This window comes from Exiguobacterium sp. s152, from assembly GCF_018618335.1.
Lineage (GTDB): Bacteria > Bacillota > Bacilli > Exiguobacteriales > Exiguobacteriaceae > Exiguobacterium > Exiguobacterium chiriqhucha.
This window is the reverse complement of the sequence record NZ_JACSLX010000002.1, coordinates 421,448-446,034: the sequence shown is the minus strand read 5'-3', so window position 1 is coordinate 446,034 and position 24,587 is coordinate 421,448. Positions and strand designations below refer to the sequence as shown.

Below are 24,587 nucleotides of genomic sequence, written 5' to 3'. Positions count from 1 at the left end.
ACGCATCAGCTCAACAAGTCGGCCTCGGCCGGCTTGTTTTTTTATGAAGAGCGTAGACACATCCCATTATTTTTATGGTAGGCAGCACTAGAAAACTATGTTATCTTGATTCTTAGCCATTTTTGAAAGGGGAGACAAAACTTGACGGAAGCCGTTAAAGAACACGCTCGCATCGGAATCGTTTCGATTATCGGGGGAGTGTTCGTTGCATTATCCATGACATTATTTTTAATCCCGGCGGGGGTATACTCGACCGGATTTACGGGGCTCGCCCAAATTTTTACGCAACTGTTTGCGGGGACACCGTTTGAGCTCGGGGAAGGGATTTGGTTCTTCGTCTTGAACGTACCGCTGTTGATCGTCAGTTATTTCATGCTCGGCAAGAACATGATGATTCATACATTGATCAGCGTCGCGGCAGTCACCGTGTTCATTCGCGTGCTTCCGCAGTCGTCAATCATTTCGGACGACCCGCTTTTGAACGCTGTGTTCGGTGGGGTTTTGCTCGCCATCGGTTCGGGGATTACGATTCGTTTCGGTGCCTCGACCGGCGGATTCGATATCGTCGCCCTGATCTTAGCGAAGTTCACGAACAACTCGGTCGGCGTCTATCTGTTCCTCATGAACATGATGATCGCGCTTTGGGCCGGTGCGTTGTTCGGTTGGCAGACCGCGCTTTATACGATCGTCTTCTTATATGTGACGTCGAAAGTCATCGATGAGATTTATACGAATACGCAGCGCCAGACGCTCTTCATCGTCACGAGTCATCCGGACGAAGTGACGAAGGAGTTGCACCAGCACGTCTTCCGCGGCATCACGCTCATGCCGGCGATCGGCACATACTCGAAAGTCGAGAAAGCGACGCTCATGATGGTCGCTCAACGACACGAAGTGCGTGAAATCACACGCATCTGTAAAGACGCCGATCCAAGCGTCTTCATCAATATGGTCCCGACTGAAGATGTCGAAGGTGCGTTCCGACGCTAAAATAAACCCCCGCTGAACGCTCAGCGGGGGTTATTGTATAGGTAGAGATCAAACGAGTGTGAGGGGGACGTGTGATGACTGGAGTCAGTATTGCGACGAAATGGGAGTATGAAGCGACATTGGAGTATTATGACGTTAGCGTGGATGAACGGTTCAGTTACCCGTATGGCGAGTATTTCAAGAGGACGCTTGATGATGTCGAACTCGTTTTCTACAGCACCGGTGTGCGGAAAGCGAACGGGGTCGGTGCCAATCAATATATGATGTCTCGTTTCAATTTAATGAAAGTGATTGTGGCTGGCACGTGCGCCGGAATCGACGATACGTTCAACCAGTTGGATATCCTCATCCCTCATCGCGCTGTTCAATACGATTGCACGGTCAAAGAAGTAGAGCCGCTGATCAAGCAATCGTTCATCGTCGACATTGAACTAGCGAACTACGGGGACGATTTTTTGACGGGTACCATTGCGACGGCCGATCGGGCGGTCGTGATGTGGAACGACTACCTGGAACTGAAAGGACACGACATCACCATCGCGGATACGGAAGCAGGCGCCATCGCGTATATCTGCAAGAAAAATGGCGTCGAGTGTATCATTGTCAAAGGAATCTCTGACTTCCCGACGGATGAACGCGACGCGAATCCAGTCGACTCGAACGTAGAACAAATCAATGTGTACATCGCAAACACCCCGAAAGTGATGACCAAGATTTTTGACGACTATTTGTGGCGCTTTATTTGACCAAGGTCAGAATTGAACGCAAAAAACACCGACTGCATGAACAGCCGGTGTGTGGATTATGCTTTGATGCCGAGTTTTTCTTCAAGGTAGATGGCGATGCCGTCTTCCATGTTCGACGCGGTCACTTCATCCGCGACGGCTTTCAACTGGCTGATGGCGTTGCCCATCGCGACGCCGGTGCCGACGTAGTCGAGCATCTCGAGGTCGTTTTCCTCGTCGCCGAACGCGATGATGTTTTTGCGGTTGATACCGAGATGTTTCGATACTTCGCGCAACCCGAGTGCTTTCGACGTGTTCTGGCTCATGACCTCGATCATGTGCTCCGGCATGCGCCATTGGCGGTTCAAGACGGCCTCGGCGTGGACTTTATTCAAACGAGCGCGGACGTTGTCGACGTGCTCTTTCGTCGCGTGGATGAGGAGCGATGTCGGTTCTTCCTGCAAGTGTTTGAGCAAGTTGCCCGAGGTGACGCTGAGCGCGCGCTCGGCGTACGGGCTGTAAAACTCTTGCGGATCTTTATGGAAATAGACGTGGTCGGTCACTTCGACGACGATGTTGTGCGCTTTCGTTTCCGATACTTCCTCGATAATTTCGTGCGCCGTCTTGAGCGGAATCGGCCGGTGCGTCACTGCGTATGACGGATCTTTCGGGTGATGGACGAGCGCGCCGTTGAAGTTGATGAGCGGTGTCGTCAAGCCGAGCTCTTCGTAATACATGATCGAGTGGCGTTGTGGGCGACCGGTCGCGATCATCACTGCATGACCCGCCTCACGGGCTGCTTGAAGCGCGCGCACGTTGCGCTCACTGATCGTCTTGTCGTCGCGCAACAACGTTCCATCCAAATCGACTGCGATTAAATAACGTGACATAGGGTTTCCTCTTTTCTACGAGTTGCTTATTTCTCAAACCGTACCATATTTCCCGTTTCGACGGAAAGAATATACAATCGAGGTCGCACATTTTACGGTAACAATGCTATACTAAGGACGTATGAATTTTTCATGAATCATCTGTGAGATGGAGGGGACTATCGATGCGTTACTTAGTCACATTGTTCTGGGCGATCTTGCTTTCGAATACAGCAATCTTTATCATTTCTGCTGTCGATGGCGTGACGTTCAACGCGATGCTCGCGACATTCTTTGGCGTCGTCATCACGATCTTTATTGTACTCTTGGACACGCTTAACCAAGATATGGGGATTAGCGACGTCGCACAAGAGAAGTAAGACGTCTACAACCAAGCTGGCTCATATCCGAGTCAGTTCTTTTTATATTATTAGGAGGAATCGAATATGAAAAACAATGCCAAACGGGCGAACTTCATCACGTTCGCCATCATCGGGGTCATCATCGTCATCGGTCTCGGCTTGTTGTTCTTCTTGAACAACGCGAACGAGGAGACGGGCGTCAACGCCGTCACACCTGACGAGCTCGAGACGAAGATTTCAGAAGAAGAGGAAGTCGTCGTCTACTTCTGGCAGACAGGTTGCGAATACTGTGAGCAAGTCAAACCATACGTCGAGCCACTCATCGAAGAGAATGACGCCGTCTCCATCAACTTGGCCGACCACAACGTCTGGACGACTTATGGCATCAACGGGACACCGACGATGATTCGTTTCCAAGATGGAAAAGAAGTCGGACGTGTTGAAGGAGCGGTCTCTGAGCAACAGTATGAAACGTTCTTTAAAAACGAGGAGGGCACACAGTGATCAAAAGCCGCTTATATCAGACTTTGTTTGAATTGAACGCGACCCCGGTCATTGCCAAGCGACTCCGTGCCTTCGCTGAATCGTCAGCGAGCCGGGCTTTCATCCCGTCGTTTGCGAAAACGTATCAAATCAACGTTGATGAAGCGGCGGAACCGATCGAGGCTTATCCGAGCCTGCACGCCTTTTTCACACGTCATTTGAAAGACGGGGTCCGGCCGATTGACGCCAACCCGAACTCGGTCGTCTCACCATGCGACGGAAAACTGTCCATCGTGGCCGATATTACGGACGACAGCCGCTTCGAGGTCAAGGGTCAGTCGTACACGCTCGCCGAACTGCTCGGATCGCAACAAGAAGCAAGACGTTACGCCGGCGGTACGGTCTGTGTCCTTTATTTGAGCCCGCGTGACTATCACCGCGTCCACGTCCCGCTCGCCGGGCGGGTGCTCAGTCATTATGAACTCGGTGACCGTTCGGCACCGGTGAATGACATCGGGTTGACGGAGACGGTTCGTCCGCTCTCACGCAACTATCGTCGCGTCACGCGCTTCGAGACGGCCGTTGGAGTATACGAGCACATCATGGTCGGGGCGTTGAACGTCAATACGATCGAATGGACGCTTGAAGGCGAACACGCGGGCAAAGGCGACGAGGTCGGTTACTTCTCATTCGGCTCGACCGTCATCCTTTGTTTTGAGAAAGGCCGCGTCACCATCGACCCAGCCAAAATCGGCCCGGTTCGACTCGGAGAAGTCATCGGGACGATGCAAAACGGTTGATTTTTAAAACTTTTTCAGGCCGACCGAACGATACACTAGTCGTTTGGTCGGTTTTCGTTTACCATAGAAGGGATATCACTACATGTATAGTAGTTGAATCGCTTTAGCTAATTGGAGGAATTTAACCGTGTTTAATCGACTTTATCCGAAACAGTTCGTCGCGTCAGTATTTGACATCGACCTTGAAGAATTGAAAGACCGTGGGGTACGTGTAATTTTGACGGACCTTGATAATACACTCGTGGCCTGGGACGTCCCGCACGCACCAGAGCTTCTTTTGCTATGGCTTGAAAAAGTGAAGTCACACGGCCTCGATGTCATCGTCGTCTCGAATAATAACGAGAACCGCGTACGTACGTTCACGGAACCGCTCGGCCTTCACTATGTGGCACGTGCGAAAAAGCCGTTACCGTCTGGATTCAAACAGGCGCTCGCAAAATATGGCTATTCGACGAAAGAAGCCATTTTCTTAGGCGATCAATTGTTCACGGACGTACTCGGTGCCAACATGGCCGGGATTCATGTCATCCACGTGCAACCGGTCGTCAAGACGGACGGACTCGTCACGAAGTTCAATCGCATGCTTGAAAAAGTCGTGTTCGCCCATATGAAACGTCGCGGAAAGTACGTGTTGATCACGAAAAAAGTTGAGGAGCTCGCCGTCGATGCGAAGCGCGCCAAAGTGGCCGTCGCCGAGAAAATCGGTGAAGCGATGCACTCACGTTCCGAAGATTCACATAAAAAAGATGAATAAGGACCTCGAACGCACAGGAAGAAGGAGGCTGTCCATGTACGGCGCGTAAGGCGTCGGAATTAACGCTTCAGGAGTAGCGGCGAGGCGCTACAGTGAATGAAGAAGAGGCAACTTAAATGACAGCAGACAACATTATGGAAGAAACAACACGTTATTGCGCCGGTTGCGGTGTCGCTATTCAAACGGAAGACCCGACCGGTGCCGGTTATGCACCAAAATCGGCACTCGATCGCGAGATCGTCATTTGCCAACGTTGCTTCAAATTGAAGCACTACAATCAAATTCAAGACGTCGAATTGACAGATGACGACTTCTTGCGCATCTTGAACGGCATCAGTGCTAAAGAAGCGCTCGTCATTAAAATCGTCGATATTTTCGACTTCAACGGTAGCTGGTTGCCAGGGCTTCAACGCTCAGTCGGCACGAACCCGGTCCTCTTGGTCGGAAACAAAGTCGACTTATTACCGAAGTCGGTCAACCCGAACCGGATGGCCAACTGGATGAAGTCTGAAGCGAAAGAGCTCGGCTTGAACCCGGTCGATGTGCACTTAATTAGTGCGAAAAAAGGGCACGGCATCGACGAGCTCGCAGAGAAAATTGAGTACTATCGTAAAGGCAAGGACGTCTATGTCGTCGGTTGTACGAACGTCGGGAAGTCGACGCTCATCAACCAAATCATCAAGCGTTTCGGAGCAGAAGACGAGGCCATCATCACGGTCAGTCATTTCCCGGGAACGACGCTCGATTTGATTGACGTCCCGCTCGACGATGATGCGAACCTGTACGATACGCCGGGGATTATCAACCGTCATCAAATGGCGCATTATGTCGATGCGAAAGATTTGAAGACGATCACCCCGAAAAAAGAGATTAAGCCGCACGTGTTCCAGTTGAACCCGCAGCAGACGCTCTTCTTCGGTGGACTCGCCCGTCTCGACTACATGGAAGGCAACAAGCGCTCGTTCGTTGTCTACATGTCGAACGAGTTGAAGACACACCGGACCAAGCTCGACAAAGCAGATGAACTATACGAAAACCATATCGGTAAGATGCTCAATCCGCCGAACGAGAAAACGTTGCAATTGTTGCCTCCGCTCGTGCGTCACGAGTTCAGTCTTCGTGACGGCGTCAAGACAGACATCGTCTTCAGCGGACTCGGTTGGGTCGCGATTCACGGAAAAGGTGGACGCATCGCCGCGTGGGCACCAAAAGGAGTTGCCGTCACATTACGTGAGGCGCTCGTATGAGACTGGCCGTCATCGGTCACCCGATTGCTCATTCGCTCTCTCCCGTCCTGCACGAGCAGTGGCTGAGAGCGTCTGGGCTTTTCGGGCGCTATGAGGCTCTTGACGTCACCCCGGACGAACTCGCGGACTTGTTTCAACAGATGCGTGACGGCGTCTGGGACGGTTTCAACGTCACCATCCCGTATAAAGAGGCTGTCATCCCGTACCTGGACGAGCTTGATCAGGCGGCCGAAGCCGCCGGTGCCGTCAATACGGTGTATAAGCGGGACGGGAAGCTGATTGGGACGAATACGGACGGGGCTGGCCTCGTCGCCGCGCTCGACCGCTGGACCGATTGGACGGGCCATGTGCTCGTCATCGGGGCGGGTGGGGCAGCGCGCGGCATCATCAGTGCCTTGCCGACCCGTGACGTTACGGTCACAAATCGAACGATGGAACGGGCGGAGCGTCTCGCGGACGCGTTCGGGATCGAGGCGCAGGCGCTCACAGATGTCGAGATCGCACGGTATGACGTCATCATCCAGACGACATCGGTCGGCATGGACGGCGTCGATTCACCACGATCGTTAAAAGGTTTACGACAAAACACTGTCGTTTGTGATATCATATATCGTCCACTCGTCACACCGTTTTTAAAGGAAGCCGCCAAAGCAGACGCGAAAATCGTCAACGGAACTGCCATGTTCGTCGGACAAGGCGCTTTGGCGTTTGAATATTGGACAGGTGTGAGACCGGATCAACTTGTCGGAATGAAGTTAATTGAACGCTTATTGGAGGAATAAATAGTATGTTATCAGGTAAACAAAAACGCTTTTTACGTGCCGAGGCACACCACCTCTCGCCGATTTATCAAGTCGGAAAAAATGGAGTGAGTGAAGCGATGTGCAAAGACATTAGCGACGCGCTCGAAAAACGTGAGCTCTTGAAAGTTCAAGTGCTTCAAAACTGTACCGATACGCCGAAAGACGTAGCCGGAGAATTGGCTGAAGGCACGAAAGCCGAAGTCGTTCAAGTCATCGGAAAAGTCATCGTCTTGTACAAACAGGCGACTGAGAAAGAAAATCGCCAAATCAAACTCCCATGAGCCGCATCGGCCTGATGGGAGGCACGTTCGACCCGCCACATCTCGGTCATTTATTGATCGCCGAACAGGCGCGCGAACAGTTGGAACTCGATGAGGTCTGGTTTCTGCCGGCGGCGATTCCGCCGCACAAGGCGGGCTTCAGCCCGGCTAAAGACCGAATCGAAATGACTCGGCGGGCGATTGCGGATCAACCTGCGTTCAAACTGAGCTTGATTGAGTTTGAACGTGACGAACCGTCCTATACGGTCGAGACGATGAGACGGTTGCGGGACTTGTATCCGGACGACACATTCTTCTTCTTGATTGGGGCGGACTCGCTCGAATCACTTGAGAAGTGGTACGATTACGAGACGCTCGTCACCCTCGTCACGTTCGGGGCCGTCGCGCGTCCGGGCAGCCGATACCGCATCCCGAAACAGGCAGATGTGCGCACGATCGATATGCCGCAACTCGAGATCTCGTCGACCGATATCCGGGAGCGGACGAGACGGGACAAGTCCATCAAATATCTCGTCCCGCTCGATGTCGAAACTTATATCAAGGAGCGCGACTTGTATGACGTATGAGGAAGCACAATCATTGATTGAGGCGACATTGCCCGAGAAACGCTACATCCACACGCTCGGTGTCGTCGAGACGGCCGACCGGTTGGCCCGCTTGTACGGGGCCGATGTGGAAGCGGCGCGACTCGCGGCGATGTTGCACGACTATGCGAAATATTTGGATGCCGACATGATGCGGCAAGTCGTGGTCGAGGAGAACCTCAATCCGAGCTTGCTTGAGTTCGATGACGAGCTGTTGCATGCGCCGGTCGGGGCCATCCTGTTAGACCGAGCGTACGACCTTGACCCGGCCGTCGTGTCGGCCATCAAGAATCATACGACAGGAGAACCGGGCATGTCCCGGATCGACCAGATTTTATTCGTTGCGGACGCGATCGAACCGAATCGGTCGTATCCGGGCGTCGACGTCTTGCGTGACCTCGCGGATCGTTCGCTCGAAGCGGCCGTCGTCGCGACGTTGCGCCATACGATTGCTTATTTATTGAACAAGTCGGTGCGGATTTTCCCGCTGACGATTGAGACGTATAACCATTTTGTGAAAACACCCTAGGAGGTACAGTATGACTGTAAAAGAAGAATTAGAATTGATCGTGAAGGCCGCTGACGATAAGCGTGCCGAAGATATCGTCGTCCTCGACATGGAAGGCATCTCACCGGTCGCAGATTATTTCGTCATCTGCCACGGTAATTCAGAGAAGCAAGTCCAAGCGATCGCGCGCGAAATCAAAGACGTGGCCGGTGAGCATGAGCTCCCGCTCCACAAATTCGAAGGCATGGACTCGGCACGTTGGGTCCTCGCTGACCTCGAAAACGTCGTCGTCCATATCTTCCATCGCGATGACCGTGACTACTACAACCTTGAAAAATTGTGGGCAGATGCGCCACAAGTGGAAGTAGAAGTCGGCTAATGGCGTACGAAGGGTTCGCCTACGTCTACGATGAGTTGATGAAAGATGCCCCGTACGAGGACTGGGTCGCCTTCGTGCGTCGCCATGTCAAAGACGGTGCATCGCTTGCTGACGTCGGATGCGGGACGGGCTCGGCGACGATTCGCTTGGCGGAGCATTACGAGACAATCGGACTCGACTTATCTGAGTCGATGCTCGAAGTCGCCCAAGAGAAAGCGCTCGAGGCAGGCATCACGCTTCCGCTCTGGCAACAGGATATGCGGGAGCTTGAATTGCCACACCCGGTCGACGCCGTGACAATCCTCTGTGACTCGCTTTGCTATCTCGAGGATGAGGCCGATGTCATCGACACGTTCGAGGCGGTGTACGAACAATTGAAACCGGGCGGCATGTTCATCTTTGATGTGCATTCGCCGAACAAGATGCAGACGCTTTTCAACCAGAAGACGTATGCCTCGAACGGGGAAGATTGTTCGTATATCTGGTTCGCCGACCCGGGCGAAGCACCGCTCTCGGTCGTTCACGATTTGACGTTCTTCGTCGCCCTCGAGGATGGCACGTATGATCGCGTCGAGGAGACGCATGAGCAACGGACGTATGAGTCGGGGCAGTATATGCAATGGCTCATCGGGGCCGGCTTCCATGTGAAATCGGTCACCGCTGACTTCACGGACCAAGCTCCGGGCCCGAACGCAGAACGAATCTTTTTTGTCGCTCAGAAATAAACGAGACCCCATCGCGGATTTGCGATGGGGTCTCGAGCTGTTAACGAATCAAATCGCAACATGCGGTCTGATTCTTTTTTTATTGATGGTTCTGCCCGAAGTGAAGCATCGTTGCAGTCATGTTTGCCCAATTCGTGTTTCCGTGCCTCCAAGTCAGGTGTTTAATACTTGACTTATAAAGGCAGCTTTAGCTTGAGTATACTTTTCTCGGTCATTACGAAATTCTTTTGCTAAATGCCTTTTAAGAAGCCCGTACTCTTTTACAAGCGAAGGATTGTCTCGTAATTTATCTCGAAACTCAATCTGTTTTCCCCAACGATCTTCTGCCACTTTCATGATGTGTAAATGAGCAACTCGCTTATCATTTTTTACTTTCACAAAAAATCTCCGCCAGGTTTGTCCATCTAGTTCAGGTGGTACATAGTGCCAATCATGCAACGTTAATGTATCAACAATATCGTGGATTTTTTCAAACGATTCGATACTAATCATCACATCTATAATAGGTTTTGCGGGTAGACCAGGAACGGCCGTACTACCTATGTGTTCTGCTTCCTTGATGTCAAACTTTGAAAGTAAGTCGAACAACTCTCTTGTTTCTTGTAGACCTAACCGTGCCCACTGCACGTTAGAATCTTCTATTTCAATAGTCTCATAAGCCCAAATTGGAATATTTGAGTGCTCGTGTTTGTCTTCTTTCATGAGTTTATCCCATCTCCCTGAAAGTTTTTTTCACTTTATACCCAGAACCTCATTTTTAAACGCGATATAGAGAACCAGATAATTTTTATCTCATTTTGCTTACAGCCTTGTTTCTCCGTTCACAAGTAATTCAATGTTGATTCATGGCCCCGTCATAATGCTAATCATAAAAAGAGTCGAAAGACCCCATTGCAAGTAGCATGGGGTCTTTGTCATGGTCAAGCCTCGTGACTGAATTGCCATTGGACACCGAAACGGTCTTCGACCATGCCATACGCCTTGCTCCAGAACGTCTCTTGGAGCGGCATAAGGACACGGCCACCGGCAGATAAAGCCTCGAATTCTCGACGGATGGCGTGGAGGTCATCTGTCACGACGGCGAGTGTGATGTTCTGCCCGAACGTGACCGGACCGTCCGGCATAGCGTCCGAAAACATGAGCGATGTACCATGGACGCTCAGACGGGCATGGAGGACGAGGTCGGCCAGCTCGTCCGGTACAGGTTCACCGTCCGGTCCAGGCTGGGCACCGAACGTCATGATGTCCGGGGCGGGCTCGGCGAAGACGCCGGCATAAAACAGGACGGCGTCGCGACAGTCGCCATTGAAATTGAGATAAGGGTTGATCGGCATGAGTGTTCCTCCTCGAATCGTTTCTTTCAGTATGAGACAAACGGATGACGGAAGAATCCGACAAAAGCACGAATTTTCGGACAAGGTTGTTGAAACGGTCGCTGAAACGGGAATGGAGTAGATGAGACATTCTTACGAAAGAAGGCGTAAGGAGATGAAACTGACACGAGGACGTCTACTAGAATTCGGGTTCGTGTTGTTCATGGCGGTCATACTCGTCACGTCGATCATCGAAGGAGAGTGGTTTGACGCGAGCGTCGCCGGGGCGGGGATCGTGTCGGGTTTGATTCCGTTCATCCTCGAGAAGACGTTCAAAACCGAGTTCGACGCTAAAATGAAAGTCGCCTATATCTTATTCTTGTTTGCGTCGCAGTACTTGGGGTCGATTGTCGGATTGTATTCGAACGGTTGGTGGGACACGTTTCTTCACGTGTTGAGTGGGGTGTTTTTGGCGTTTCTCGGCTTCGATTTCTTAAGTCGACTTGATGAGGACATCCGACTTGAGATGCCGAAGCGGTTCGTCTTCGTCTATATCGTCGTCTTCGCGATGGCCGGGGCGGCACTTTGGGAAATGTATGAATTCACATCGGACTTGCTATTGAACACGACGATGCAAGGGAACGGGAACGACGACACGATGGTCGATCTCGTTGCCGGATCACTCGGCGGCATCATCGCGGCCTTGCTCGTGACCGAGATTCACCGAAAAGAACAACATAAGAAACGTAAAAACTGAAAGCGATTGCAAAACGCCCGAGTATTGCTCGAGCGTTTTATTTGTAATAATTATTATCTTTTAATATCATTAACTTTGTAAGAATGATTATAAAGAGGAGGCAACAATATGGATCAACATCGTCGTCTAACTACTAACCAAGGCGTCCCAATCGGGGATAACGCCAACTCCATCACAGCGGGTCGCCGCGGCCCCACACTTCTCGAAGATTATCAACTCATTGAAAAACTCGCCCACTTTGACCGTGAGCGCGTGCCGGAGCGGGTCGTTCATGCTCGTGGTGCCGGAGCACACGGTGTCTTCAAAGTTAAAAATAGCATGAAACGATATACAAAAGCCAAATTTTTGCAGGAAGAAGGGCAAGAGACTCCAATCTTCGCTCGCTTCTCAACCGTCATCCATGGTCTTGGCTCACCAGAGACGCTTCGTGACCCACGTGGATTCTCGGTCAAGTTTTACACGGAAGAAGGGAACTATGATTTCGTCGGAAACAACTTACCGGTCTTCTTTATCCGTGACGCCATCAAATTCCCAGACGTGATCCACTCACTTAAACCGGACCCACGGACGAACTTGCAAGACCCAGACCGTTTCTTCGACTTCATGTCGCTCACGCCGGAATCGACGAGCATGCTCATCCACTTGTTCAGCGATGAAGGGATTCCAGCCTCATACCGTCATATGCGCGGTTCATCGGTCCACTCATTCAAATGGGTTAACGAATACGGAAACACGGTGTACATAAAACTCCGTTGGGTCCCGAAACAAGGCATTAAAAACTTGTCGATGGAAGAAGCGGCGAAAGTACAGGCCGAAGACTTCAACCATGCGACACGCGACTTGTTCAACGCCATCGAGGAAGGCGACTTCCCAGAATGGGATCTCTACGTCCAAATCCTCGACCCGGCCGATATGGATAACTTCGATTTCGATCCGCTCGACGCGACAAAAGACTGGTTCGAAGATGTCATCCCGTATCAACTCGTCGGTACGATGACGCTTAACAAAAACGTCGACAACTATTTTGCCGAGACGGAATCGGTCGGATTCAACCCGGGCGTGCTCGTACCTGGGATTCAACCGTCTGAAGACAAGATGCTCCAAGGTCGCTTGTTCTCCTATTCGGATACGCAACGTTATCGTATCGGGGCGAACTACTTGCAGCTCCCGATCAACTGTCCGTTCGCACAAGTGTCGAACAATCAGCGTGATGGCGTGATGCCGTTCAAACAACAGACGAGCCCGGTCAACTATGAACCGAACCGCTATGAGGACGCACCGAAACCGGACGCGGCTTATATCGAGACGGAACAACCAATCTCAGGAGTGGCTGGACGTCAAAAAATCGAGAAGACAAATGACTTCGGTCAAGCTGGAGAAGTGTACCGTCGCTACTCGGAAGAAGAGAAGACGGCACTCGTGAACAACTTGGTGGCGCACATTAAAGAAGTCCGCCATGAAAACACGGTGCTCCTCTTGATCTGCAACTTCTATCGGGCCGACCGCGACCTCGGCGCGCGTCTCTCGGAAGCACTCAACGTCGATATCACACCATTCTTGAATCAAGTGACGGAATAAGCACGGAAGCAGAGTGGAAAAACGCCATTCTGCTTTTTTTGCGTATACTAGAGATTAGAGGTGATGAGATGAAGGTGCGAAGTGGGGGATACTTACTGATTGAACGTACAAAACGAGCTGACTATATGGACGCGCAACTCATTCCGGAGTTCGTCCAATCAGCGAGTGCATGCATTTGTGGGCAACATCCGACGCTCGATGTACTTTGGGGGACGTCAAAACATGGAAAAGATCAGTACCGGGAACGACTGCGACTCCCTGAAGAAGAGTTCTCCACGCTTACAGAATGGGTAGAAATCTATCAGGAGAGCGGAGAACTCGGATTTCCTCAAGCGTTTCAGACGATTGAACTCGCTAAGGCATTTCGGGACCGTTTCTTCTCTCACATTGAACTCGACATCATTGAAATCGGGCTGCCGGAATCTTATGTTGCTGAATTTTTAGTACAAGGTGACCAAGGAGAGAGTCCCGAGCGTTACGGTGTCGAACGTTTCATGTTACGACACGGATACGACGCGCCATTAGGACAATTGCTCGGGTACGAAGTGCTCGGTTATGAGAACGGTATGTTTCACTCGTATTTATGCAATAGTCTAGAGCAAGACTTCGCCAAGCAGTTCACGTTTCGACTCAATAAAAATGGTTTCATTCCTACGCTTGAAGAAGCGGAACGCTATTGTGCATATAGCAATCAAGAAGACGTTGAGACCGAGCCTGTCATATGGTTACCTTGGGCCATTTATGGAGTGGAGTGAGGTCTCTAAAATTGTCGGGGACGTTCCCTCTATGTAAATATAAGAAAAAGGGGGATGTTTTATGAACCAAATAATCGACACACTATTGAACCATCGCTCCGTCCGTTCATTTACGGACGAGACGTTGACCGACGAACAAATCCGACTCATCGTCGAGAGTGCCCAGCGCGCCTCGACGTCGAGCTTTATCCAAGCCTATTCGATTATCGGGGTGACCGACCCGGAGAAGAAAGCAAGGCTGGCCGAGATTGCCGGTAACCAGCAGTACGTCATCGACAACGGTCACTTTTTCGTCTTCTGCGCCGATTTGTATCGACACGAGTTGATCGGGGAGCTGCGGGAGGCCGAAGTGAATGCGACGCTCGAGACGGACGAGAAGCTGCTCGTCGCGGTCATCGATGCCGCGCTCGCGTCCCAAAACGCGGTCGTGGCCGCTGAATCGATGGGCCTCGGCATTTGTTACATCGGTGGGATTCGCAACGATATGTTCGCCGTGAAGGAACTGCTCAGTTTACCGGAGCGGGTATTGCCGCTCTTCGGACTTGCTGTCGGTGTACCGGAGCACGTCGAAGGCCAGAAACCGCGCCTCCCGTTCGAACATATTTATCACGAGAACACGTACGTCGCAGACGCAGAGCAACTCAAACAAGAACTCGATGCGTATGATGCGACGATTCACGACTACTATGCGGTCCGCGGGTCGAACCAACGAAGTGATACATGGACCGGACAGATGGGACGGATGTTGTCAAAACCAACCCGGCTCGACGTGAAAGACTTCTTGAAGACGCAAGGCTATTTGAAGCAATGAAAAAACCGCCGGGAGGCGGTTTTTAGTTTGTCTCGGCATCGAGCCAGGCGTGGTCGATCGCGCCGAATTGCTTGGCAATGATGACCCCATTTTCATCAAGGACGTATGTTGTCGGCATCGCTTGAATTCGGTAGGCGTTACCGACGATTCCTTCCTCGTCATAGACGACCTTGAACGCATCTTCATATGGGGCGACGAACGTCCGCGCATCCTCGATGTCCCGTTCACTCGTCGTCGTATTGACGGCGACGATGGTCACATCGTCTTGTTCTCGGGCAAACTTGGCCATGTCCGGCATCTCGGCCCGGCACGGAGGGCACCACGATGCCCAGAAGTTGACGACGACCCGCTCACCGCGTAAATCTTCCAAGTTGAACGGCGTCCCATCGGTTCGCTTCAACTCAAAATTCGGTGGGACTTGGCCGATGTTCAATCCGGTCTGGGACGAGTCGGCCTCGAGCCGTGGCGTCTCGTCCGGTAAGCTCGCGTTGATGACGGCGAGCACGACGATGAGCCCGAGTCCGTATTGGACCGCCTTTTGAGATGGCCGTGCTACATATGTGGCGACGGCGATGAGAAGAAAGAGCGGAATGAGCCACCACAACTCGAATGTATCGGTCACAAGCGACCCGACCGACCAAATCGCGAACGCACCGACCACGGTCCAGAGTAACAATCCGAGCGTAGGACTCTGCATCCAGCGCCATGTCGTGACGAGCAGCAAGGCGATTAGGCCGGCCATATAGATATGGAGCGGTTGCGGAGATGAGAGCAGTGGGAGCATCCCATATTTGGGGACGACGAGCGTCACCGCAAACCAAAAGACCAAGGCCGAGAACAACCAATAGCCACGAAGGCTAGGTGTAAGCCGGAATACAAAAATAGCAATCACGGCAGCGGCAATGAGAAGTGACCACGTGCCGCCGGTCGCATAAAGGGATAAGGCCAAACTTCCTGTCGACGCGAGACCGAGGACGATCGCGCTTCCTTTCCAAGCGAGGAAACCGGCGAACCATGTCCCGAGGACGGCATCGCGTTCTTTTTCCGACAAGCCGATTTTTTTAAAGCCGATGTAGAGAATAAGTAGGCTGGCCATCATAGCCAGCAAATCGAGTCGAACGTTCAATGGACCGATCGCAATCACACAATCCCTCCTAGAGAAAAAGCGCCCAAACGAGTGGGCGCTTTCTTTGTTTGTAGTATAGCATTAGCCGATTTGTTCTGCATTGAGGACAGTCTTCATCGCGCCATAGCCACCGAGGATGTTTTGGATATCCTTGTAGCCGAGTGATTGAAGCACACTCGCGGCCATCCGTGAACGGACGCCAGATGCACAGTGAACGGCGATTGCTTGATCTGTCGGGAGACCTTCATGGTCGCGTGCCAGTTTACCGAGTAAGATGCGCTCGGCTTTCTCGTAGTGGCTCGCGTTCCATTCTGTCGCATTCCGGACATCGAGGACGAAAACGTCACCTTTTTCTGCCGACTCGATCGCTTGTTCCGCTGTCACGTCCGTGTACGTTTCCGTCAACAATTCTTGACCGAGTTCTTCGACTGGGACGACGAAGCGGAGACGGTCGAGACCGATTGATTGGAGGTCCGTCTGTACTTGATCGACATCTTCCGCGCTCGCGATGAGCGTGATGTCTTTGTCGAAGTTGACGAGCCAGCCGGCCCATGAGACGAACTTCGTGTTGTAAGGGATGTTGATTGTGCCTGGGACGTGACCTTTGGCGAACTCTTCCCCTTTACGCGTATCGACGACTTGTGTTTCCTCGACGAGCGTATCGAGGCGGTCCGAACCGACGACTTCTGGACGAGCGATTTCGTTCGTGACTTGGTTGCCTTCTTTGTTCACTTTTTTCATCATCGCGAAGTAGTTCGGCGGTTCTGGTTGGTCCGTCGTCAACTCTTTGATGAACGCGTCTTTGTCTGTCATCTGAAGCGCCCAGTTCGTCGCTTTCTCGTAACCGACCGTCGATGTCGGGATGGCGCCGAGCGCTTTCCCGCAGGCACTTCCGGCACCGTGGCCCGGCCAAACTTGAACGAAGTCAGGAAGATCTTTGAACTTCTTGAGCGAGTCGAACATTTGCTCGGCACCGATTGCTGTCGTTCCTTTTACACCGGCTGCTTCTTCGAGCAAGTCAGGACGACCGATATCGCCGACGAAGACGAAGTCACCTGTGAAGATGCCCATTGGTTGTGTCTGGTTGCGGTCATACAGCAAGAACGAGATATGTTCTGGCGTGTGACCTGGTGTATGCATGACTTCGAGTGTGACGTTACCGACTTTGAACGTGTCGCCATCTTTGACAAGTTTTGAGTCGATGTCTTTCGCGAATGCATATTTCCATGACGCGTCGCCTTCGTCTGATAGATAAGCCGTTGAACCGGTACGTTTCGCAAGCTCGAGTGAACCTGAGACGAAGTCGGCGTGGATGTGAGTCTCAGCCGTCGCGACGATCTTCATGCCTTCTTTTTCAGCTTCCTGAAGATACGGTGTGATGTTACGGGCCGGGTCGATGACGACGGCCTCGCCGGTCATTTGGCAACCGACCATATAAGATGCTTGTGCTAATTTTTGATCATAGAAATAACGTAATAACATGTGAAATACCCCCTAAGAATAGTTGACTGTAAACGATTGTCGTTTTTGAAATATATATATAGAAGATTGTTAGACTGTTTCGCCCGTCCAGCTCATCATGCCGCCATCGACGTTGATGACATCGAAGCCGAGTGAATCAAGGTAAGCCGAAGCGTTCATGCTTCGTCCGCCTGCCGCACAGATGACGTGAATCGGTTTCGAACGATCGAGCTCATCGACTTTCGCACCGAATTCAGAGAGTGGCACGTTTTTCGCTTGCTTGATGTGGCCACCTGTAAATTCGTCTGTCTCCCGAACATCAATCAAGTTGAGTGTTTCATCAGATTGAAGCAATGTTTCTAGTTCAGTTGTCGAAATGGTTTTCATGAGTCATTGATCTCCTTTGTGATTGTAGAATTTTTGAAGTGAGTTTCTTTCGTTGTTTTTAATATACCCCCTGAGGTATACTGAATGCAATAAAAAGAATCGGAGGTCGAAAATTGAAGAAATTAATGCTGATTTTATCGATTTTGGTGCTGGTGACGATCGGAATCGTTCTTTTCACGTCCAAAGAGACTAGAATTACAAAAATCGACGTCGAAACACTACAAAACAGATTGGAAAACGAAGAAATAACCTTGTTAGACGTCCGAGAAGTGGACGAATACGTGGGGGGGCATATCGAAGGAGCGATGAACGCACCACTTTCTTCATTAAATGAAACCGAATTACCTTATCCGAAAGATGAGCCGATCTATGTCATCTGCCGGAGCGGAAATCGAAGCGCCCAAGCGGCACAACTGTTGAAAGAACGTGGCTACACTGAAGTTTATGATGTCTCGGGCGGTATGATTGCCTGGGAACAAAAATAAAAACTTACTTATTATATAGGGTAGGGAATGGGAGGAATTGATATGGAATTTGGATTTATCATCACCATCTTTTTGATCGGCTTTATCGGGTCGTTCATTTCAGGGATGGTCGGAATTGGCGGATCGATTATTAAATATCCGATGTTGTTGTATATTCCACCGCTCCTCGGCTTCGCTGCGTTCAGCGCCCACGAAGTATCGGGGATCAGCGCGATTCAAGTCTTCTTCGCGACGATCGGCGGAATTTACGCATACCGGAAGGGCGGTTATTTGAACAAACAGCTCATCTTGTATATGGGTGTCGCCGTCTTGATCGGGAGTTTCATCGGAGGCTACGGCTCGACGCTCTTGTCTGAGAACTTGATTAACGTCGTTTATGCCGTGCTCGCGACCATTGCGACAATCATGATGTTCTTACCGAAAAAGAACGTCGAGGATGTTCCGCTCGACCAAGTCACATTCAATAAAGTGATCGCATCGAGCTCGGCGTTCATCGTCGGGGTGGCAGCAGGGATCGTCGGGGCAGCAGGAGCGTTCATCTTGATGCCAATCATGCTCGTCGTGCTCCGGATTCCGACGAAGATGGCGATCGCGAGTTCGCTTGCCATCACGTTCATCTCGTCAATCGGTTCGACAGCGGGGAAAATTATCACCGATCAAATTGTGTGGGAACCTGCCGTCATCATGATTATCGCCAGTTTGATCGCCGCACCGCTCGGCGCGAACGTCGGTAAAAACATGAAGACAAAATCACTGCAGATGATTTTAGCGCTACTCATTTTAGCGAGTACAGTAAAAATTTGGATGGACATCATCGGTTAATCGAATCAATGTTAAATGGCTACCAAGGCGACTTGGTAGCCTTTTTTGTGTAAAGACTGCAATGGAATTGTTAAGTTTATGTATAGTTGTAAACGTCGATTAGTTGAATCGGGTTCACAAGAACGTTAAAATAGAGGCTATACGTCTAAAAAGAAAATGAGCCTTTCACTTGAATTGCATATAAGGAGTGTTTACATGAATCACACGAATCAACCGAAAGGAAGAATGGACCGATTCCGCCAATCGGCGCTCGACTCGTTCAAAACACATCGTCTGTTCTGGATGTTCACCATCCTGTTATGGACGAAGTCGCTGATCGCGTATCAGTTCTTCTTCAACATGCCGGCCGAGAATGCGGTCCAGGCATTTATTCTCATCATCAACCCGCTCAGCTTCACGTTGTTCTTGTTCGCCTTCAGCTTCTTCTTCGGGGGAAATAAGAGGAAGTGGGCGCTTTATAGTCTATATCTCGTCTCCTCGCTCATCTTGTTCGCGGATACGACCTATTACCGTGAGTTCACGGATTTCTTGACCGTACCAGTCCTATTCCAATCGTCGAACATGGAGACGCTCTCGTCGTCATTCCTCTCGCTTCTCGAATGGAAAGACTTGCTCTTGTTAGGTGATCTCGTCGTGCTCCCGTTCCTACTATGGAAAATGAAAGAGACGAGCCAAGCGTCACAGCGCCGCGTCTTGATCACATTTACGGCAGCCGCCGCCATGTTCGGGTTCAACCTCGTCCTTGCGGAAACGGAGCGTCCAGAGTTACTCACGCGCTCGTTCGACCGAGAACTGTTGGTCAAAAACTTAGGAACGTTCAACTTCCACGTCTACGATGCCATGCTTCAAACGAAGACATCGGCCCAAAAAGCGCTCGCAGACGGATCTGAACTGGATGAAGTCGAGAACTTCACACGTCAGAACTATGCGGCGCCGGACCCGGAGATGTTCGGGAAATATAAAGGCAAGAACGTGGTCGTCGTCTCGTTCGAGTCGGCCCAAAACTTCACGCACAACATGAAAGCGTCGAACGGCGAGTACATCACGCCGAACTTGAACAAACTGATCGAAGAGTCACACTACTGGCCGAACTATTACCATACGACCGGCCAAGGGAAGACGTCAGATGCCGAGTTCGCACTCGATAACTCGCTCTACGGCCTCTCGCGTGGAGGAGTCTACTTCACGAACGCCGATAACGAATACAACGCGTTACCAGAAGTCATCAAAGATGACAACTACTACTCGGCCGTGTTCCACGCCAACAACAAGTCGTTCTGGAACCGAGACCAGATGTATCAAAACATCGGCGTCGACAAGTTCTTTGACGAAGCCAGCTACGACCTCGGAAACCCTGAGGATATGACGGAGTGGGGTCTTCTCGATGATGAGTTCTTCCGCCAATCGGTACCGATGCTCGAAGAGCTGCCGGAACCGTTCTATGCGAAGTTCATCACGCTGACGAACCATTTCCCGTACACGATGCCGAGTGAGAAGCACGAGCTCGTCCCGAAATTTGAGACGAACTCGACGACGCTCAACAACTTCCCGCAGGCGCTCGCCTATCAGGATTACGCCCTCGGCTTGTTCATCGACGAGTTGAAGGCGAACGGCATGTGGGATGACACGATCTTCGTCGTCTACGGTGACCATTACGGCATCTCAACGAACCATAACGCCGCCATGGCGGATCTGCTCGGGAAAGACGAGTTGACGCCATACGACGTCGCCAAGCTCCAAGCGGTCCCGTTCGCGATTCATTTGCCGGGACAAGACAAAGGTGAAGTGCACGAGACGATCGGAAGTCATGTCGACATGAACCCGACGATTCAGCACTTGCTTGGAATCGATACGTCAGAACAGGTCGGATTCGGGAACGACTTGTTCTCGAAAGAGCATTATGACCGCGCCATCTTCCGTGATGGAACGGTCGTGACGCAAGACCATCTGTTCACGCAGTCGATGTGCTATGACGCCAAGACTGGCGAAGTCGCAGAAGACGGTGAGGCGTGTGCACCACTTGAATCAGAAGCGAACAAAATCCTCGAGATGAACGACCAGCTCATCTATTCAGATTTACTCCGCTTCAAACAAGCTCAATAATGAAGAGAGAAAAGATTGGAAACAGTCTTTTCTCTTTTTTTGTGGTCGTCGCGCCTTAGGAAGACTAAGATGAAAGAAGTGCACATCAGAAAAGGAGAACGAGATGACATTAGATTATACGGGAGAACGGGTCATCCCAGATCGCATGGACCCGCTGAACGGCTTGTTGCTTGAACATATCGCCCGTTACCATTTCGCCCTCTTATACATGAACGGACGCGTCCTCGATTTTGCGAGTGGGAGTGGATATGGCAGTCAGTTGATTGCGAAGAACTTGAAAGGGATCGTGACCGAGGTCGTCGCCGTCGACTTGTCAGAAGAGGCGACGCGTTATGCGAAAGGGCGTTATCACCATCCGAACGTCAACTATATCGTCGGCGATGTCGTCGACCGGACGTTGCCGGACAAACTGGGGTCGTTCGATTGTATCGTCAGCTTTGAGACGATTGAACATGTCACCGACTATGAGACGTTCATGGCGAACGTGTGGGACTTATTGAAGCCAGGCGGAATCTTGGTGTTGTCGACACCGTTCGGTCAAGGCGTCGGGCAACCGACGAATGAGCCCTTCCATGCCCATCAGTTCACTGAGGCCGAGTTTGAGGAATTATTTACGGCCTTCACATCGACCGAGTTCTATTACCAGCGAGGCGTGCTCGTCGAACCGAAGCGGGGGACGCGCCATTATCCAATCGGGATCACCGTCGCGGTCAAATAAAAAATCCCGATGAACGAGGTCATCGGGTAATGAAATAGTATAACAGGCCGAGCGCCAAAAATGAGACCGGGAACAAGACGATATACGTCCACGACACCATTGACCAGCTTTTCTTTTGATTGTAGTCTGATTTGTCTTTCCCGAGTCCGACCATGATTGTAAAAATGAGGGCAATCAAGCAAACGAGTAACGATAATCCAATTGTGAGATACATATTGTCACATCCTTCATAGTTTCTTCATACTTCTAGCATAGCTGAAAACAAAACGAAAAAGCCTCTGAAATGTTGGGATTCTGTGTCCAACAATCAGAGGCTTTTATCACACGTCTTGCTGATTAATATACGTCTCAGCATCGTCAATCGGAATGCCGAGCGCCTCATGGATGACGATTAAGGCGCTATCATTTCGTTTGTCCGTCTCGGCAGCAACGCAGTCGAGCGGGACGTGGAGTTCATACTCGCGCATGTACCCGTCGTTCGCCGAGAACAAGATACAGATATCCGAGGCGACGCCGGTCAGGACGAGTGATGTGACGTCGAGCTGTCGCAACAAGATGTCGAGCTGCGTCCCGTAAAACGTCGAGTGCCGCGGCTTGATGATGAAATACTCTTTCTCTTCCGGCGCGATTCGTTCAGCGATAGCGTTGCCTTTCGACGACTCGACGTGACGGATGATATCCTCGGTGCTGTCTTTCCATTGTCCGAAGTTGTCGTTGCAATAGATGACCGGCCAATCGTTCGCCTTAAAATGCCGCTTCAGTTTTAATATCGGGTCGACAATCGGCTCCGTGTTTCGAAGTAGGTCCTCCCCGCCGACAAAGTCGAAATCATTGAACATGTCGATGATGAGTAACGCCGTCTTTGACATCGTGGTCCCTCCATTCCAAGTGAGTCTCACATTATGAAGTACCACTCTGCCGACGGCGTTAATCGTCATTCAGCGAACGTTTTGCTCCGGAATACGAATGCAGTGATGATATAGAACGCGACGATATGAATCAACACATAGAACGCCGAGAACCAAATCGTTACGTCCATTGTTTCCATGAAGCCAGGGCTCTGGTAATAAATCGACAGGTCCGTATGCAAGAAGACGATCCATTTGGCGATGTCCGGCTTCCAAGCGATGAGGAGTCCGCCAATCATCGTCGACACGAAGTTCGCGAGCACGGTGAAACCAATGACGACGCCAACGGACTTGAAGACGACCGAGAACATGAGCGTCAAGAAGATGACGAACACGCCGCTCGAGACACTAAGTAAGACGTTGCGGAACTGCTCGAACGTCAATGCTCCGTCGAGCGTCCAGGCGAAGCCATACGTGACGGCAAGGATGAACACGAATTGGACGAGCATGATCAAAAGAGCGGCGACAAGTTTCGAGAGTAAAATCCGGTCGCGCGAGTACGGGCTCATGAGCAAGTGCTTCAACGTATCAAATTTCAACTCATTTCCAATCATCTCGGCTGTGAACACGATCGTGAAAATCCCGAGGAACGTCATGGCGGCCATCGTCGCATAGTTGACGAATGTTTCCGCGTCACCTGGATTGTCGCCGCTCCGGACGATGAAGTACGTCAAGATGATAATCCCGGTATACATGCCGAGCGCGATCAACGGTTTGATCGTGCGCCGCCACTTCATAAATTCATTGGCCAGTAATGAACGCATTGTTCGTGCCTCCTTCTTTCTTCGTCACTTTCAAGAACTGCTCCTCAAGTGTCTCGTGCTTCATGCCTATTTGATAGACCGCGATGTCGCGATCGACAAGATGTTTCAACAAGTGCGGGATATCCGTTTCCGGACGTGGGACGATGAACGTCTCGGCCGATTGTTGAATGATTTTCACGTCATCGAACGCGAGTGCGACGACATCGAGCGCCTCGTTCATTTGTTTGCGGTCGACTTTACAGAGGATGACGCTCTCCGTCTTCGCTTCGCCGTCACCTTGAATCGATTTGATTTGTCCTTGGTCGATGATGGCGAACCGGTCGGTGATCAGTTCCATCTCGCTCAATAAATGACTTGAGATGAGGATGGCGATGCCGCGATGGTCGGCTAGATGCCGTAAGTAGTTACGCAAATCGGCGATTCCGGCCGGGTCGAGCCCGTTCGTCGGTTCGTCGAGAATCAAAACTTTCGGGTTATGGAGCAGGGCACGGGCAATCCCGAGGCGTTGTTTCATCCCGAGCGAGTATTGTTTCACTTTCATATCGAGCTTCGTCTCGAGTCCGACGAGGGCGCCTAGGGCGTTCAAGTCGACTTTCTTCAGGCCGGGAATCAAGTTCATCGCATGAATCAAGTTCTCGCGGCCCGTCAAATATGGATAGAAGGCCGGGTTCTCGACGATGGCTCCGATGCGACTGAGCGCTTGTTGGCGATCTGTTGAGACGTCGAACCCGTCGACAGTCACAGTTCCGTGTGTCGCCGGCATGAGTCCGGTGATGATGCGGATCGTCGTCGTCTTCCCGGCGCCGTTCGGTCCAAGGAATCCGAAGATTTCTCCAGGGGTGACGTCAAAACTGACGTTTGTCAGGACGTTCGTCTGCCCCATTTTCTTGTGTACGTTTTGTACGGATAACATAAGGTCACCTTGCTTTCGTTGAGAGTATTTTCCAACTGGATTACCGTACTATACGGGGTAGATTGAAACAAGGTTTCACCTATTTTTGAAATTGTTGAAACAAAAGCCTGATTTCACAATTTGTTGATAAGGAAAACTTATTGAAATAGTATGGACGAATTGTGAATTTGAAAGGG

31 protein-coding genes are annotated in these 24,587 nt (G+C 51.1%); 21 read left to right on the top strand and 10 right to left on the bottom strand.

Annotated elements, in window-relative coordinates; all coding sequences use genetic code 11:
• Positions 1-141 precede the first annotated feature (141 nt).
• Positions 142-990 carry a YitT family protein gene (locus KNP72_RS06320; RefSeq protein WP_021066659.1) on the top strand — a complete coding sequence of 283 codons (849 nt, stop codon included), beginning with the start codon at positions 142-144 and terminating at the stop codon, positions 988-990.
• Between the two features lie 74 nt (positions 991-1,064).
• On the top strand, positions 1,065-1,736 hold the full coding sequence (locus tag KNP72_RS06315) for a 5'-methylthioadenosine/S-adenosylhomocysteine nucleosidase family protein (RefSeq protein ID WP_214832540.1): 672 nt from the start codon (positions 1,065-1,067) through the stop codon (positions 1,734-1,736).
• A 56-nt stretch (positions 1,737-1,792) separates the two neighbouring features.
• Here KNP72_RS06315 and KNP72_RS06310 read toward each other — a convergent pair whose 3' ends face one another.
• Positions 1,793-2,605, bottom strand: a complete 813-nt coding sequence (locus KNP72_RS06310; protein WP_214832538.1) for a Cof-type HAD-IIB family hydrolase — start codon at positions 2,603-2,605, stop codon at positions 1,793-1,795.
• Between the two features lie 164 nt (positions 2,606-2,769).
• On the opposite strand from KNP72_RS06310, the gene KNP72_RS06305 reads away from it, so the two are divergent.
• From KNP72_RS06305 to KNP72_RS06255, 11 genes are all read left to right on the top strand, one after another.
• On the top strand, positions 2,770-2,964 hold the full coding sequence (locus KNP72_RS06305) for a YjzD family protein (protein WP_021066656.1): 195 nt from the start codon (positions 2,770-2,772) through the stop codon (positions 2,962-2,964).
• A gap of 66 nt (positions 2,965-3,030) precedes the next feature.
• On the top strand, positions 3,031-3,450 hold the full coding sequence (locus KNP72_RS06300; protein ID WP_021066655.1) for a thioredoxin family protein: 420 nt from the start codon (positions 3,031-3,033) through the stop codon (positions 3,448-3,450).
• Positions 3,447-4,229: a phosphatidylserine decarboxylase gene (locus KNP72_RS06295; protein WP_051627745.1), complete on the top strand. Its 783-nt coding sequence runs from the start codon at positions 3,447-3,449 to the stop codon at positions 4,227-4,229. Before KNP72_RS06300 ends, KNP72_RS06295 begins: the two co-directional genes overlap by 4 nt.
• Positions 4,230-4,356: 127 nt before the next feature.
• Positions 4,357-4,983 (top strand): YqeG family HAD IIIA-type phosphatase, encoded by a 627-nt coding sequence (locus KNP72_RS06290; protein WP_021066653.1) that lies wholly within the window; start codon positions 4,357-4,359, stop codon positions 4,981-4,983.
• 134 nt (positions 4,984-5,117) lie between these two features.
• Positions 5,118-6,230, top strand: a complete 1,113-nt coding sequence (yqeH, locus tag KNP72_RS06285) for a ribosome biogenesis GTPase YqeH (protein ID WP_214720282.1) — start codon at positions 5,118-5,120, stop codon at positions 6,228-6,230.
• A complete protein-coding gene (aroE, locus tag KNP72_RS06280) occupies positions 6,227-7,012 on the top strand; it encodes a shikimate dehydrogenase (protein ID WP_214832536.1) in 786 nt (261 codons plus the stop codon). The genes yqeH and aroE overlap by 4 nt, the downstream gene beginning before the upstream one ends.
• A 5-nt stretch (positions 7,013-7,017) precedes the next feature.
• Positions 7,018-7,314, top strand: coding sequence for a ribosome assembly RNA-binding protein YhbY (yhbY, locus tag KNP72_RS06275; protein WP_021066650.1), 297 nt, complete (start codon positions 7,018-7,020; stop codon positions 7,312-7,314).
• The gene (locus KNP72_RS06270; RefSeq protein ID WP_214720242.1) at positions 7,311-7,880 is read left to right on the top strand and encodes a nicotinate-nucleotide adenylyltransferase; all 570 of its coding nucleotides are present in this window, start codon (positions 7,311-7,313) and stop codon (positions 7,878-7,880) included. The genes yhbY and KNP72_RS06270 overlap by 4 nt, the downstream gene beginning before the upstream one ends.
• Positions 7,870-8,427, top strand: a complete 558-nt coding sequence (gene yqeK / locus KNP72_RS06265; protein WP_214720241.1) for a bis(5'-nucleosyl)-tetraphosphatase (symmetrical) YqeK — start codon at positions 7,870-7,872, stop codon at positions 8,425-8,427. Before KNP72_RS06270 ends, yqeK begins: the two co-directional genes overlap by 11 nt.
• Before the next feature lie 10 nt (positions 8,428-8,437).
• Positions 8,438-8,785 (top strand): ribosome silencing factor, encoded by a 348-nt coding sequence (gene rsfS / locus KNP72_RS06260; RefSeq protein ID WP_021066647.1) that lies wholly within the window; start codon positions 8,438-8,440, stop codon positions 8,783-8,785.
• Positions 8,785-9,510: a class I SAM-dependent DNA methyltransferase gene (locus KNP72_RS06255; RefSeq protein WP_214832534.1), complete on the top strand. Its 726-nt coding sequence runs from the start codon at positions 8,785-8,787 to the stop codon at positions 9,508-9,510. The genes rsfS and KNP72_RS06255 overlap by 1 nt, the downstream gene beginning before the upstream one ends.
• A 153-nt stretch (positions 9,511-9,663) precedes the next feature.
• Here the strand turns inward: KNP72_RS06255 and KNP72_RS06250 are convergent, their stop codons facing one another.
• Together KNP72_RS06250 and KNP72_RS06245 are read right to left on the bottom strand one after the other, a co-directional pair.
• A complete protein-coding gene (locus KNP72_RS06250; RefSeq protein WP_214720239.1) occupies positions 9,664-10,212 on the bottom strand; it encodes a GrpB family protein in 549 nt (182 codons plus the stop codon).
• A 218-nt stretch (positions 10,213-10,430) separates the two neighbouring features.
• Positions 10,431-10,844, bottom strand: coding sequence for a VOC family protein (locus KNP72_RS06245; protein WP_214832532.1), 414 nt, complete (start codon positions 10,842-10,844; stop codon positions 10,431-10,433).
• 154 nt (positions 10,845-10,998) lie between these two features.
• Between KNP72_RS06245 and KNP72_RS06240 the strand changes: the two genes are divergently transcribed.
• The 4 genes from KNP72_RS06240 (at position 10,999) to nfsA (ending at position 14,724) form a co-directional block, all read left to right on the top strand.
• The gene (locus KNP72_RS06240; RefSeq protein ID WP_021066644.1) at positions 10,999-11,580 is read left to right on the top strand and encodes a DUF2238 domain-containing protein; all 582 of its coding nucleotides are present in this window, start codon (positions 10,999-11,001) and stop codon (positions 11,578-11,580) included.
• A gap of 108 nt (positions 11,581-11,688) precedes the next feature.
• Positions 11,689-13,158, top strand: a complete 1,470-nt coding sequence (locus tag KNP72_RS06235) for a catalase (RefSeq protein ID WP_214720237.1) — start codon at positions 11,689-11,691, stop codon at positions 13,156-13,158.
• A gap of 68 nt (positions 13,159-13,226) precedes the next feature.
• Entirely contained in the window at positions 13,227-13,913 is a 687-nt protein-coding gene (locus KNP72_RS06230; RefSeq protein ID WP_214832530.1) for a hypothetical protein, read from the top strand.
• A gap of 61 nt (positions 13,914-13,974) precedes the next feature.
• Positions 13,975-14,724, top strand: a complete 750-nt coding sequence (gene nfsA / locus KNP72_RS06225) for an oxygen-insensitive NADPH nitroreductase (RefSeq protein WP_214832528.1) — start codon at positions 13,975-13,977, stop codon at positions 14,722-14,724.
• A 22-nt stretch (positions 14,725-14,746) separates the two neighbouring features.
• Here nfsA and KNP72_RS06220 read toward each other — a convergent pair whose 3' ends face one another.
• The 3 genes from KNP72_RS06220 to KNP72_RS06210 all read right to left on the bottom strand — a co-directional run bounded on the left by KNP72_RS06220 (position 14,747) and on the right by KNP72_RS06210 (position 17,698).
• Positions 14,747-15,868 (bottom strand): redoxin family protein, encoded by a 1,122-nt coding sequence (locus KNP72_RS06220; RefSeq protein ID WP_214832526.1) that lies wholly within the window; start codon positions 15,866-15,868, stop codon positions 14,747-14,749.
• A gap of 63 nt (positions 15,869-15,931) precedes the next feature.
• Positions 15,932-17,332 carry an MBL fold metallo-hydrolase gene (locus tag KNP72_RS06215; RefSeq protein WP_214832524.1) on the bottom strand — a complete coding sequence of 467 codons (1,401 nt, stop codon included), beginning with the start codon at positions 17,330-17,332 and terminating at the stop codon, positions 15,932-15,934.
• 69 nt (positions 17,333-17,401) lie between these two features.
• Complete coding sequence (locus tag KNP72_RS06210; protein ID WP_214832522.1) at positions 17,402-17,698, bottom strand: rhodanese-like domain-containing protein; 297 nt, start codon at positions 17,696-17,698, stop codon at positions 17,402-17,404.
• Between the two features lie 113 nt (positions 17,699-17,811).
• Here KNP72_RS06210 and KNP72_RS06205 point away from each other — a divergent pair, with 113 nt between their 5' ends.
• The 4 genes from KNP72_RS06205 to KNP72_RS06190 all read left to right on the top strand — a co-directional run bounded on the left by KNP72_RS06205 (position 17,812) and on the right by KNP72_RS06190 (position 21,826).
• Positions 17,812-18,183, top strand: coding sequence for a rhodanese-like domain-containing protein (locus KNP72_RS06205; RefSeq protein WP_251128895.1), 372 nt, complete (start codon positions 17,812-17,814; stop codon positions 18,181-18,183).
• A 42-nt stretch (positions 18,184-18,225) separates the two neighbouring features.
• Positions 18,226-19,005: a sulfite exporter TauE/SafE family protein gene (locus KNP72_RS06200; protein ID WP_034776656.1), complete on the top strand. Its 780-nt coding sequence runs from the start codon at positions 18,226-18,228 to the stop codon at positions 19,003-19,005.
• A 195-nt stretch (positions 19,006-19,200) separates the two neighbouring features.
• A complete protein-coding gene (locus tag KNP72_RS06195) occupies positions 19,201-21,108 on the top strand; it encodes an LTA synthase family protein (RefSeq protein ID WP_214832519.1) in 1,908 nt (635 codons plus the stop codon).
• 103 nt (positions 21,109-21,211) lie between these two features.
• On the top strand, positions 21,212-21,826 hold the full coding sequence (locus KNP72_RS06190; protein WP_214832517.1) for a class I SAM-dependent methyltransferase: 615 nt from the start codon (positions 21,212-21,214) through the stop codon (positions 21,824-21,826).
• Positions 21,827-21,845: 19 nt separating this feature from the next.
• On the opposite strand, the gene KNP72_RS06185 is transcribed toward KNP72_RS06190, so the two are convergent.
• The 4 genes from KNP72_RS06185 to KNP72_RS06170 form a co-directional block, all read right to left on the bottom strand.
• Positions 21,846-22,040: a hypothetical protein gene (locus tag KNP72_RS06185; protein WP_214720495.1), complete on the bottom strand. Its 195-nt coding sequence runs from the start codon at positions 22,038-22,040 to the stop codon at positions 21,846-21,848.
• Positions 22,041-22,146: 106 nt separating this feature from the next.
• A complete protein-coding gene (locus KNP72_RS06180) occupies positions 22,147-22,695 on the bottom strand; it encodes a cysteine hydrolase family protein (RefSeq protein ID WP_214832515.1) in 549 nt (182 codons plus the stop codon).
• 65 nt (positions 22,696-22,760) lie between these two features.
• Entirely contained in the window at positions 22,761-23,498 is a 738-nt protein-coding gene (locus KNP72_RS06175; protein WP_021066754.1) for an ABC transporter permease, read from the bottom strand.
• On the bottom strand, positions 23,476-24,411 hold the full coding sequence (locus tag KNP72_RS06170; RefSeq protein ID WP_214720492.1) for an ABC transporter ATP-binding protein: 936 nt from the start codon (positions 24,409-24,411) through the stop codon (positions 23,476-23,478). Before KNP72_RS06170 ends, KNP72_RS06175 begins: the two co-directional genes overlap by 23 nt.
• Positions 24,412-24,587: the final 176 nt, after the last annotated feature.

What these genes read in the sequence shown, in the direction of transcription:
- aroE (WP_214832536.1), top strand. Translation starts at nt 6,227, where the DNA reads ATGAGACTGGCCGTCATCGGTCACCCGATTGCTCATTCGCTCTCTCCC.
- KNP72_RS06245 (WP_214832532.1), bottom strand. Translation starts at nt 10,844, where the DNA reads ATGCCGATCAACCCTTATCTCAATTTCAATGGCGACTGTCGCGACGCC.
- yhbY (WP_021066650.1), top strand. Translation starts at nt 7,018, where the DNA reads ATGTTATCAGGTAAACAAAAACGCTTTTTACGTGCCGAGGCACACCAC.
- yqeK (WP_214720241.1), top strand. Translation starts at nt 7,870, where the DNA reads ATGACGTATGAGGAAGCACAATCATTGATTGAGGCGACATTGCCCGAG.
- nfsA (WP_214832528.1), top strand. Translation starts at nt 13,975, where the DNA reads ATGAACCAAATAATCGACACACTATTGAACCATCGCTCCGTCCGTTCA.
- KNP72_RS06185 (WP_214720495.1), bottom strand. Translation starts at nt 22,040, where the DNA reads ATGTATCTCACAATTGGATTATCGTTACTCGTTTGCTTGATTGCCCTC.
- KNP72_RS06235 (WP_214720237.1), top strand. Translation starts at nt 11,689, where the DNA reads ATGGATCAACATCGTCGTCTAACTACTAACCAAGGCGTCCCAATCGGG.
- KNP72_RS06310 (WP_214832538.1), bottom strand. Translation starts at nt 2,605, where the DNA reads ATGTCACGTTATTTAATCGCAGTCGATTTGGATGGAACGTTGTTGCGC.
- KNP72_RS06300 (WP_021066655.1), top strand. Translation starts at nt 3,031, where the DNA reads ATGAAAAACAATGCCAAACGGGCGAACTTCATCACGTTCGCCATCATC.
- KNP72_RS06210 (WP_214832522.1), bottom strand. Translation starts at nt 17,698, where the DNA reads ATGAAAACCATTTCGACAACTGAACTAGAAACATTGCTTCAATCTGAT.
- KNP72_RS06240 (WP_021066644.1), top strand. Translation starts at nt 10,999, where the DNA reads ATGAAACTGACACGAGGACGTCTACTAGAATTCGGGTTCGTGTTGTTC.
- KNP72_RS06180 (WP_214832515.1), bottom strand. Translation starts at nt 22,695, where the DNA reads ATGTCAAAGACGGCGTTACTCATCATCGACATGTTCAATGATTTCGAC.
- KNP72_RS06270 (WP_214720242.1), top strand. Translation starts at nt 7,311, where the DNA reads ATGAGCCGCATCGGCCTGATGGGAGGCACGTTCGACCCGCCACATCTC.
- KNP72_RS06170 (WP_214720492.1), bottom strand. Translation starts at nt 24,411, where the DNA reads ATGTTATCCGTACAAAACGTACACAAGAAAATGGGGCAGACGAACGTC.
- KNP72_RS06190 (WP_214832517.1), top strand. Translation starts at nt 21,212, where the DNA reads ATGACATTAGATTATACGGGAGAACGGGTCATCCCAGATCGCATGGAC.
- KNP72_RS06315 (WP_214832540.1), top strand. Translation starts at nt 1,065, where the DNA reads ATGACTGGAGTCAGTATTGCGACGAAATGGGAGTATGAAGCGACATTG.
- KNP72_RS06305 (WP_021066656.1), top strand. Translation starts at nt 2,770, where the DNA reads ATGCGTTACTTAGTCACATTGTTCTGGGCGATCTTGCTTTCGAATACA.
- KNP72_RS06250 (WP_214720239.1), bottom strand. Translation starts at nt 10,212, where the DNA reads ATGAAAGAAGACAAACACGAGCACTCAAATATTCCAATTTGGGCTTAT.
- yqeH (WP_214720282.1), top strand. Translation starts at nt 5,118, where the DNA reads ATGGAAGAAACAACACGTTATTGCGCCGGTTGCGGTGTCGCTATTCAA.
- KNP72_RS06195 (WP_214832519.1), top strand. Translation starts at nt 19,201, where the DNA reads ATGAATCACACGAATCAACCGAAAGGAAGAATGGACCGATTCCGCCAA.
- rsfS (WP_021066647.1), top strand. Translation starts at nt 8,438, where the DNA reads ATGACTGTAAAAGAAGAATTAGAATTGATCGTGAAGGCCGCTGACGAT.
- KNP72_RS06175 (WP_021066754.1), bottom strand. Translation starts at nt 23,498, where the DNA reads ATGCGTTCATTACTGGCCAATGAATTTATGAAGTGGCGGCGCACGATC.
- KNP72_RS06230 (WP_214832530.1), top strand. Translation starts at nt 13,227, where the DNA reads ATGAAGGTGCGAAGTGGGGGATACTTACTGATTGAACGTACAAAACGA.
- KNP72_RS06200 (WP_034776656.1), top strand. Translation starts at nt 18,226, where the DNA reads ATGGAATTTGGATTTATCATCACCATCTTTTTGATCGGCTTTATCGGG.
- KNP72_RS06215 (WP_214832524.1), bottom strand. Translation starts at nt 17,332, where the DNA reads ATGTTATTACGTTATTTCTATGATCAAAAATTAGCACAAGCATCTTAT.
- KNP72_RS06255 (WP_214832534.1), top strand. Translation starts at nt 8,785, where the DNA reads ATGGCGTACGAAGGGTTCGCCTACGTCTACGATGAGTTGATGAAAGAT.